Origin of the sequence: Pseudomonas sp. B14(2017), from assembly GCF_002113255.1 — a bacterium.
GTDB classification, from domain to species: Bacteria; Pseudomonadota; Gammaproteobacteria; order Pseudomonadales; family Pseudomonadaceae; genus Aquipseudomonas; species Aquipseudomonas putida_Z.
The window spans coordinates 60,607-69,921 of record NZ_NEJY01000023.1 but is presented as its reverse complement, the minus strand read 5'-3'; the positions used below and the strand labels follow the sequence as shown (position 1 = coordinate 69,921).

Below are 9,315 nucleotides of genomic sequence, written 5' to 3'. Positions count from 1 at the left end.
CTGTTAAAGGAAGATGTCCAGGCGGAAGTAAACCGGTGCCTCGCGTGCTTCGATTGCGGCGGGCCGCTCGAGGGAGTGGGCAAAGGTCACGCTGGCGGACAGGTGCTTGCCGCGAGCGAACAGCTCGACCGCATCGCTGGACAGCCGGCCACTTTGTCCGCTGTTGTAGCGATCATGGCGAATCGCGCCGACGTCGTAGGCCAGCCCCAGGCCGTATTCGGCCAGCACGGGTTGCAGCCAGTCCCAGGCCACCGGCCGGCTCCAGCGCACATCGTTGCGCCAGTAATAGCCACTGTCTCCGTTCAGGCTCTGGTCCTTGTAGCCACGGATCGAGGACTGGCTGCCCAGGCTCATGCGTTGCGAGCTGAACAGCAGGTCTTCACTGCGCTGGCCAGTGACCAGGCTGCTGAACACCAGCGACTCACCCCACAGCTTGAACGGCTGGAGGTAGCTGACCGTAGCGGTGTACTTGCGGTACCGAGCGTTGGGCAGGCGCTTGCCGGTGCTGCTGCGCTGGTCTTCGCCCTGGGCATCGAAGGCACCGATGCCGTTCTGCATGCCCAGGTCGACGTTGACGAACGCATTGCCGACCCGCCGCCCATGGTTGATGCCGAACTGCGCTTCACTCAAGCGGTTGCTGCTGGTGTCCAGCTTGCTGTCTTCGATGAAGTTGTTGGTGCGCAAGTAGCTCAGGCCGGTGTTGAGCGAAGTCTTGCTCATTGCATCGCGGTGTATCACCCGTTCCAGCCGCAGCTGGTGGTTCTGGCTGTCACCGTCCTGCTTGAAATTGAAGCCTGAAGCCTCGCCCAGCGAACGGTACTCGCTCTGGCTGTAGCTGTAGCTGAGGTTCCACCAGCCCAATGGCAGGTTGTAGTAGAGCATGGCGCTGCGCGAGGTCTTCTGGTGGTCGCTGATGGCATCGTGGCTGCCACGCAAAACCAGTTGGTCGGCCAGGCCAAGCGGGCTGTCCCATTCCAGGCTGCTGCCCCATTGCTGCTCGCCGGTGCTGCGCTGGCCATCGTTGCTTCGCGACAGGCCCACGCGCCATGGCTTTTGTGGGGCGTTGCGCACCACCACTTCGCTGCCGCCCACCGCCTTGCCCGGGGTCAGTTCCATTTGTGCCTGGTTCGATGGCAGGCGGTTGAGCTGATCGACCATCTGTTCGATCTGGCGCAGGTTCAGCAGCTCGCCGGTGCCGCCCGGAAAGCTCATGGCCAGCTCACGAGGGGAAAGCTTGCTGCCTTCTGCCGGCTTCAGGCCTTCGAGACGGCCCTCCACCACGATGACCTTCAGGCGGCCGTTGGACAGGTCCTGCTGGGGCAGGTAGGCACGGCTGGTGACCAGGCCTTTCTGAATATAAAGATCGGTAACGCTCTTGAGCAGCGCGTTCAGCTGCGTGACGCCAAGGCACTGGCCAAGATAGGGTTTGAGCAGGCGCTCGCGTTCCGACGTGGAGAGCGCATCAGCACCCTCCAGCACAATATCGCTGATCGGAAAACAGCGGCTGTCATCGGGTTTGACCGGCGCGACCGGCTCGGCGCCCCGGCCAGGTAGCTCCTGCAACTGTTCCAGACGCCGCTGCTGCTCTTCAAGCAGGCGGTTCTGACGGTCACGAATCAGCTCCTGGTCGCCGGGTGTCCCCATCGGCGCAGCGGAGGCAACATTTGCCAAAGTGGCAAGAAACGCGCATGCAAGCCAGCCCATGCCGCGCTGACCCAGAGAGGGGAAAAACATGTTCGATCCTTCGAAATAGAGCGGTAGAGCGAAAAGCCGACAAGTTTATTCGGGCATTCCCATGGCATCAATAAGCCATCGACGCACGGTAGGGTAAGCAAGGGTTGAAGGTGGAGGCAGGATCGATTGAATGATTGGAAAACTCATGACCTGTGCCGGCCTCTTCGCGGCTGAAGCCCCACACAGGGACCGCACAGGTCTTGAGATGGCTCAGACGTGACGCTGCCTGGCCTTGCCGCGCGGCAACCGGCAGCGCTCGCCCTGCTCGGCCAGGCGCGCGGCCCAGGCCGATTTCACGCTGAAGCCACCGTTACGGGCAGGCTGCTGTTCGGCCACTTGGGCAGGTTTGACCGCCGCAGGCGCAGTACCGACGACCTTGGCGGCGGGCTTGCTGGCCGCAGCCACAGCCACCACCGGCTCAGCTGCCGCCTTGGCGGTCTTGCGCAGTTCAGCCAGCGAAGGGCTCTTGCTCTTGGCGACAGTTGCCGCCTCGGGTTTGCTCAGCGAACGCTGGCAAGACTTGCAGGATACGTCCTCGGTCACGGCAGTGCTGACAAGGGTCTGACTGCTGCGCCCGCAGGCGGAATCGAGGCCATTGGAGGAAAAGTGAGTAACCAAAACCGAACATCTCCGATGCGTTGTCATTTGAAGCGGGCGCTATTCTCGCACAGGTTGCAGGGGCTTGCCGAACCACCGGGCAGGCACCACCGGTCACATTGGCTGGCACTTTGCCATAATCCTAGGCATGCTAGCTCGTTTCGGGTGTCCGGCCTTATAGTGCGCCACCGCTGTCTGGCAACCAGACACCGGCACACACCGTGCATGATCCATCCCTGCCATCGCCAGCCCAATCGCAGGATCAACGCTTGACCAATCTTACTCATCCGTCGTCATTGCGTTCCGCGCCACAGGCGCCCGTCGCCTCGCTGCGCGGGTCGATCAAGGGTGCGCTGGCGCTGCTGGCCCTGATCCTGCTGGGCCTGCTGCTGTGGCAGCTGTTCGCCCAGTTCAACCATACCCAGGCCGACCTGCGCAAACAGAGCCTGGACGCCACCGCCGAACTGGCCGACCACCTGAGCCTGAACATGGCGTTCAAGGCCCAGCAAGCCGTGAATGTGGTGCAGCCTTACGTCAAGGCGCCGACGCCCTCGGCCCTGCCCAGCCTGCTGGGCACCCTGCGCGAGCGCCTGCCGGCCCTGCAGAGCATGGCCTGGCTAGACGCTACCGGGCAGGTGCAGGCCGACAGCCTGGCCGGCAGCCCCGACCGCCATTTGCTTGACGAGCTGCTCAGGCTGAACCAGGGCAGCCCGTACTTCTTCACCAATTCGGCCGACAACCGCACCCTCTACCTGTTGCTACGCCAGGCCACCGAACAGGGCCGCGGCTACTGGCTGCTGCGCCTGTCGCCGGACTACTACCGCACCCTCACCCTCCATCTGGATGGTGCCGGCCACCCGCTATGGCTGCTGGAAAACAGCCGCAACGGCGAGGTACTGCAAAGCCATGCGCCGGCCGATACCAGCAACGAGCCGCTGCAAAGCGTGATGCTGGCCTTCATCGACAACAGTACCTGGCAGTTGCGCGGCCTGTTCGACGCCAAGCTGGCCCAGCAGAAGCTGCTGCCGGCGCTGCTCGGCAAATGCCTGCTGGTGCTGTTCTGCGCCCTGCTGCCAGTGCTGGCCCTGATCAACATGCGCCGCCGCCAACGGGCGCTGCAGGAAGACCGCCGGCGCTACCAGGAAATCTTCGAAGGCACCGGCGTGGCCTTGTGTGTGCTCGACCTGTCCAGCCTGCCCGGCCAACTCGACCGCTACCACCTGCGCAACCCTGCCGCGCTCAAGCACAGCCTGGCCCTGGACCCCAGCCTGCGCCGCTCGCTGCTGCTGGAGCTGAAGATCACCGAGATCAACCAGGTGGCCCGCCAGTTGTTGAATATCGACAGCCACGAAGGCGCCTGGCAGCGCCTGATCGACGGCACTGGCGATGGCCGCGACAGCATTGGCATGCAACTGATCGACGCGCTGATCGAGCAGCGCCCGCTGCTGGAGCTGGAAGTGCGCCTGCCGGCGCCGCTGGGTGGCGAGCTGCACCTGTGGCTGATGGCCCGCCTGCCGCAGCAGCGCCGCGATTACCAGGCAGTCATCCTCAGCATCAGCGACATCACCAGCCGCAAGCAGGTGGAGCTGTCGCTGCTGGAGCGCGAAAGCTTCTGGTCGGACGTGGTGCGCACCGTGCCCGACCAGCTGTACGTGCAGGACGTGCTCAGCCAGCGCATGATCTTCAGCAACCGCCACCTCGGCCAGACGCTGGGCTACGACCGTACCGAGCTGGCGCAGATGGGCGACCGCTTCTGGGAGCTGCTGCTGCACCCCGAGGACGCCGCGCACTACCAGGCGCTGCGCCAGCAACAGCGCGACAGCGGCCATGACCAGCCGCTGCACTGCCAGCTGCGCTTCCGTCACCGTGATGGCGGCTGGCGCTGCTACGACATCCGCGAACAAGTGCTGACCCGCGACGCCGATGGCCTGGTGACGCGCATCATCGGCGTGGGCAAGGACGTGACGGTGCAGATCGAGGCCAGCCAGTCGCTGCGCGACAGCGAACAGCGCTACCGCATGCTCGCCGAAAGCATCAGCGACGTGATCTTCTCCACCGACAGGCTGCTCCAGCTCAACTATGTGAGCCCCTCGGTGCAGGCCGTGCTGGGCTACCAGGCCGACTGGATCTTCGCCAACGGCTGGCAGTCGATCGTCGCCAACCCGTCCCAGCTCACCGGTATCTACAGCCTGATGGAGCGCGTCAGCAAGGCCATGGGCGACCCGGCCCAGCTGGCCCAGCTACGCAGCCAGCTGCCCACCCAGCTGTTCCTGTTCGACTGCCTGCGCGCCGATGGCCGCAAGATCCCCATCGAACTGCGCCTGGTGCTGGTGTGGGACGATGAAGAACGCTTCGAAGGCGTGCTCGGGGTGGGCCGCGACATCAGCCAGCAACGCCGCGCCGAAAAAGACCTGCGCATGGCCGCGACGGTATTCGAGCACTCCACCTCGGCCATCCTCATCACCGACCCGGCCGGCTATATCGTCCAGGCCAACGAAGCGTTCAGCCGCGTCAGTGGCTACGCCGTCAGCGAGGTGCTCGACCAGTTGCCGGGCATGCTTACCGTCGACGAACAGCAGGAAGGCCACCTGCGCTACGTGGTCAAGCAGCTTTACCAGCGCGGTAGCTGGGAGGGCGAGGTGTGGCTCAAGCGCCGCGACGGCGACCACTACCCGGCCTGGGTCGGCATTACCGCGGTGCTGGACGACGAAGGCGACCTGGCCAGCTACGTGTGCTTCTTCACCGACATCAGCGAGCGCAAGGCCAGCGAACAGCGCATCCACCGCCTGGCCTACTACGACGCCCTCACCCACCTGCCCAACCGCACGTTGTTCCAGGACCGCCTGTACAACGCCCTGCAGCAGGCCGAGCGGCAAAAGGCCTGGGTGGTGCTGATGTTCCTCGACCTGGACCGCTTCAAGCCGATCAACGACTCCCTCGGCCACGCTGCCGGCGACCGCATGCTCAAGGACATGGCCCAGCGCCTGCTGGCCTGCGTGGACAACGACGACACCGTGGCGCGCATGGGCGGCGACGAGTTCACCCTGCTGCTGCAACCGCGCGCTACCCGTGAGATGGCACTCAACCGCGCCATCCACGTGGCCGAGAACATCCTCGGCAGCCTGGTGCGGCCGTTCGTGCTGGAGAACCGCGAGTTCTTCGTTACCGCCAGTATCGGCATCGCCCTCAGCCCGCAGGACGGCAGCGAGCTGAGCCAGCTGATGAAAAACGCCGACACCGCCATGTACCACGCCAAGGAGCGCGGCAAGAACAACTTCCAGTTCTACCAGGCGGAGATGAACGCCAGCGCCCTGGAACGCCTGGAGCTGGAGAGCGACCTGCGCCACGCCATGGAGCAGAACGAGTTCATCCTCTACTACCAGCCGCAGTTCAGCGGCGACGGCAAGCGCCTGACCGGCGCCGAAGCCCTGCTGCGCTGGCGCCACCCGACCCGCGGCCTGGTGCCGCCGGGCGACTTCATCCCGGTGATCGAAGAACTGGGCCTGGTGGTGGACGTCGGCGACTGGGTGCTGCGCGAGGCCAGCCGCCAGCTCAAGGCCTGGCACAAGGCCAAGGTGCGCGTGCCGAAGGTGTCGGTGAACATCTCGGCGCGGCAGTTCTCCGACGGCCAACTGGGCACGCGTATCGCCACCATTCTGGAAGAAACCGGCCTGCCACCGGCGTGCCTGGAGCTGGAGCTGACCGAAAGCATCCTGATGCGCGAAGTGAACGAAGCCATGCAGATTCTCGCCAGCCTGAAAAACCTCGGCCTGAGCATCGCGGTGGACGACTTCGGCACCGGCTACTCGTCGCTGAACTACCTCAAGCAGTTCCCGATCGACGTGTTGAAGATCGACCGCACCTTCGTCGACGGCCTGCCCGAAGGCGAACAGGATGCGCAGATTGCCCGGGCGATCATCGCCATGGCCCACAGCCTCAACCTGGCGGTGATTGCCGAAGGGGTGGAGACCCACGAGCAGCTGGAGTTCCTGCGCGAGCATGGTTGCGACGAGGTGCAGGGCTACCTGTTCGGGCGGCCGATGCCGGCGCATCAGTTCGAGGCGCAGTTCGCCAACGAGAAGCTCTTCATGTTCCATTGAGCAGTTGCCTGCACTGGCCCTATCGCCGGCAAGCCAGCTCCCACCTCGACCGCATAGACCTCAAGCCCTGTGCAGTATCTGTGGGAGCTGGCTTGCCGGCGATGGGGCGCAAAGCGCCCCCAAAAACGGACCTGCGAGTCAACTCCAACCCCCGCCCAGCCCAGACACGGCGCGGGATGCAACATGAAGCCCATTGGTCCGCGACTTGATGCCACTTCATATGCCAGCCGCGAATCAATCGGTTAGAATGCCCCCCCAATTCACCCCGATCCTTGAGGACCGCCATGTTCAGCCGTGATTTGACCATTGCCAAGTACGACGCCGAGCTCTTCGAAGCCATGCAGCAAGAAGCTCTGCGCCAGGAAGAGCATATCGAGCTGATCGCTTCGGAAAACTACACCAGCCCGGCAGTCATGGAGGCCCAGGGCTCGGTCCTGACCAACAAGTACGCCGAAGGCTACCCGGGCAAGCGCTACTACGGTGGTTGCGAGTACGTCGACGTCGTCGAGCAGCTGGCCATCGACCGTGCCAAGGAACTGTTCGGCGCCGACTACGCCAACGTCCAGCCGCACGCCGGCTCCCAGGCCAACGCCGCCGTCTACCTGGCCCTGCTGTCGGCCGGTGACACCATCCTGGGCATGAGCCTGGCCCACGGTGGCCACCTGACCCACGGTGCTTCGGTAAGCTCCTCGGGCAAGCTGTACAACGCCATCCAGTACGGCATCGACGGCAACGGCCTGATCGACTACGACGAAGTCGAGCGCCTGGCTGTCGAGCACAAGCCGAAGATGATCGTTGCCGGCTTCTCGGCCTACTCGCAGGTGCTGGACTTCGCCCGCTTCCGCGCCATCGCCGACAAGGTCGGTGCCTACCTGTTCGTCGACATGGCCCACGTTGCCGGCCTGGTTGCTGCTGGCGTGTACCCGAACCCAGTTCCGTTCGCCGACGTGGTCACCACCACCACCCACAAGACCCTGCGCGGCCCGCGCGGCGGCCTGATCCTCGCTCGCAAGAACGAAGAGATCGAGAAGAAGCTGAACTCTGCCGTATTCCCTGGCGCCCAGGGTGGCCCGCTGGAGCACGTCATCGCTGCCAAGGCCATCTGCTTCAAGGAAGCCCTGCAGCCTGAGTTCAAGGCTTACCAGCAGCAGGTAGTGAAGAACGCCCAGGCCATGGCCAGCGTGTTCATCGAGCGTGGTTTCGACGTGGTTTCCGGTGGCACCCAGAACCACCTGTTCCTGCTGTCGCTGATCAAGCAGGAAATCTCCGGCAAGGACGCTGACGCCGCCCTGGGCAAAGCCTTCATCACCGTCAACAAGAACTCGGTACCGAACGACCCACGTTCCCCGTTCGTCACCTCGGGCCTGCGTTTCGGCACCCCAGCCGTTACCACCCGTGGTTTCAAGGAAGCCGAGTGCCGCGAGCTGGCTGGCTGGATCTGCGACATCCTGGCTGACCTGAACAACGAAGCGGTGATCGACGCCGTGCGTGAGAAGGTCAAGGCCATCTGCAAGAAGCTGCCGGTTTACGGCAACTGATTGGCGATTGCCTGACAGGAAAAAGCCCGGCCTAGTGCCGGGCTTTTTCGTTTGACTCAGGCGGCATGACTTGAAGTCGATGCGGTCATTGTGGGAGCGGCCTTGTGTCGCGAAAGGGGCGCGCAGCGGCCCCACGATTGCAACTTCACCATCGAGATCGCCGGGACCGCTTTGCGGTCCTTTTCGCGACACAAGGCCGCTCCCACAAAAAACCGCGCCCCCTACTGGCAGCAGGTATTACCCTGTGCCTCCTCCATACCACCGAGCACAGGCCGTACCTTGACCAGAGAGCAACTCGAAACCCACCAGGTCCCGATCTACTTCGTCGCCGTGCTGGCCGCCGTCGCGTTCGGCGTGCTGGCCAGCGACACTGCGCGCCACATGGAAGTCCTGGTCACCCCCGCCATCGCCGTGCTGATGTACGCGATGTTCCTGCAGATCCCTTTCCTCGACCTGCGCCAAGGCCTGAGCAACCGCCGCTTCATCAGCGCCTTGCTGCTGGCCAACTTCATCTTCGTGCCGCTGCTGGTATGGGCCATCACCCGAGGGCTGGTGGCACACCCGGCGATACTCGTCGGCGCCTTGCTGGTGCTGCTGACGCCGTGCATCGACTACGTGGTGGTGTTCACCCACATCGGCAAAGGCGACTCCCGCCTGACCTTGGCCGCCACCCCCGTGCTACTGTTGGTGCAGCTGGCGCTGCTGCCGCTCTACCTGGCCCTGATGCTGGGTGACAGCAGCAATGTGGCCATCTCCATCACCCCATTCCTGGAAGCCTTCGTGCTGCTGATCGTGCTGCCTATGGCGCTTGCCGTGCTCACCAGCGCCGGCGCCCGTCGCTCGCGCACTGTCTCGACCTGGAGCGACGCCTGGGCGTGGATGCCGGTACCCGCCATGGCCCTGGTACTGGTGGTAGTGATCGCCTCGCAGATTGCCGTGGTACTGCGTGATTTCGACCGTTTGCTGCCGGTGATTCCGGTGTACATCGGCTTCATGCTGTTGGCGCCGGTGCTTGGGTTTGTTGCGGCGCGCTTGCTGCGCTTGCCGGTGACCGAGGCACGCTCGGTAACCTTCAGCGCCGCCACGCGCAACTCGCTGGTGGTGTTGCCGTTGGCGCTGGCGCTGCCCGAAGAAATGCGCGGGCTGGCCGCCGCTGCGGTGATTACCCAGACGCTGGTGGAGCTGGTGTGTGAACTGGTTTACGTGCGGGCAGTGCCGCTGCTGGTACGCTGAACCGTCAGCGCGCGCCAGAGCAACAGTCTGTGCTGCCTGCGCTGGCCTCATCGCCGGCAAGCCAGCTCCCACAGGTGCAGCGCTGATCTCGAGGTTGTCGCTGTACCTGTGGG

General features: G+C 64.3%; 5 protein-coding genes. 3 read left to right on the top strand and 2 right to left on the bottom strand.

Annotated elements, in window-relative coordinates; all coding sequences use genetic code 11:
* Window positions 1-3: 3 nt before the first annotated feature.
* The gene (locus tag CAG34_RS22850) at window positions 4-1,734 is read right to left on the bottom strand and encodes a ShlB/FhaC/HecB family hemolysin secretion/activation protein (protein WP_085592556.1); all 1,731 of its coding nucleotides are present in this window, start codon (window positions 1,732-1,734) and stop codon (window positions 4-6) included.
* Window positions 1,735-1,944: 210 nt separating this feature from the next.
* Window positions 1,945-2,352: a hypothetical protein gene (locus tag CAG34_RS22845; RefSeq protein ID WP_085592554.1), complete on the bottom strand. Its 408-nt coding sequence runs from the start codon at window positions 2,350-2,352 to the stop codon at window positions 1,945-1,947.
* 248 nt (window positions 2,353-2,600) lie between these two features.
* Here CAG34_RS22845 and CAG34_RS22840 point away from each other — a divergent pair, with 248 nt between their 5' ends.
* The 3 genes from CAG34_RS22840 to CAG34_RS22830 all read left to right on the top strand — a co-directional run bounded on the left by CAG34_RS22840 (window position 2,601) and on the right by CAG34_RS22830 (window position 9,202).
* Complete coding sequence (locus CAG34_RS22840; protein ID WP_085592552.1) at window positions 2,601-6,431, top strand: bifunctional diguanylate cyclase/phosphodiesterase; 3,831 nt, start codon at window positions 2,601-2,603, stop codon at window positions 6,429-6,431.
* Between the two features lie 284 nt (window positions 6,432-6,715).
* Window positions 6,716-7,969, top strand: a complete 1,254-nt coding sequence (glyA, locus tag CAG34_RS22835) for a serine hydroxymethyltransferase (RefSeq protein ID WP_025337620.1) — start codon at window positions 6,716-6,718, stop codon at window positions 7,967-7,969.
* Window positions 7,970-8,248: 279 nt separating this feature from the next.
* The gene (locus CAG34_RS22830; RefSeq protein ID WP_085592550.1) at window positions 8,249-9,202 is read left to right on the top strand and encodes an arsenic resistance protein; all 954 of its coding nucleotides are present in this window, start codon (window positions 8,249-8,251) and stop codon (window positions 9,200-9,202) included.
* The last annotated feature ends 113 nt before the right edge of the window (window positions 9,203-9,315 follow it).

Excerpts from the sequence above, each read along its gene's own strand:
- glyA (WP_025337620.1), top strand. The coding sequence starts at position 6,716 with ATGTTCAGCCGTGATTTGACCATTGCCAAGTACGACGCCGAGCTCTTC.
- CAG34_RS22850 (WP_085592556.1), bottom strand. The coding sequence starts at position 1,734 with ATGTTTTTCCCCTCTCTGGGTCAGCGCGGCATGGGCTGGCTTGCATGC.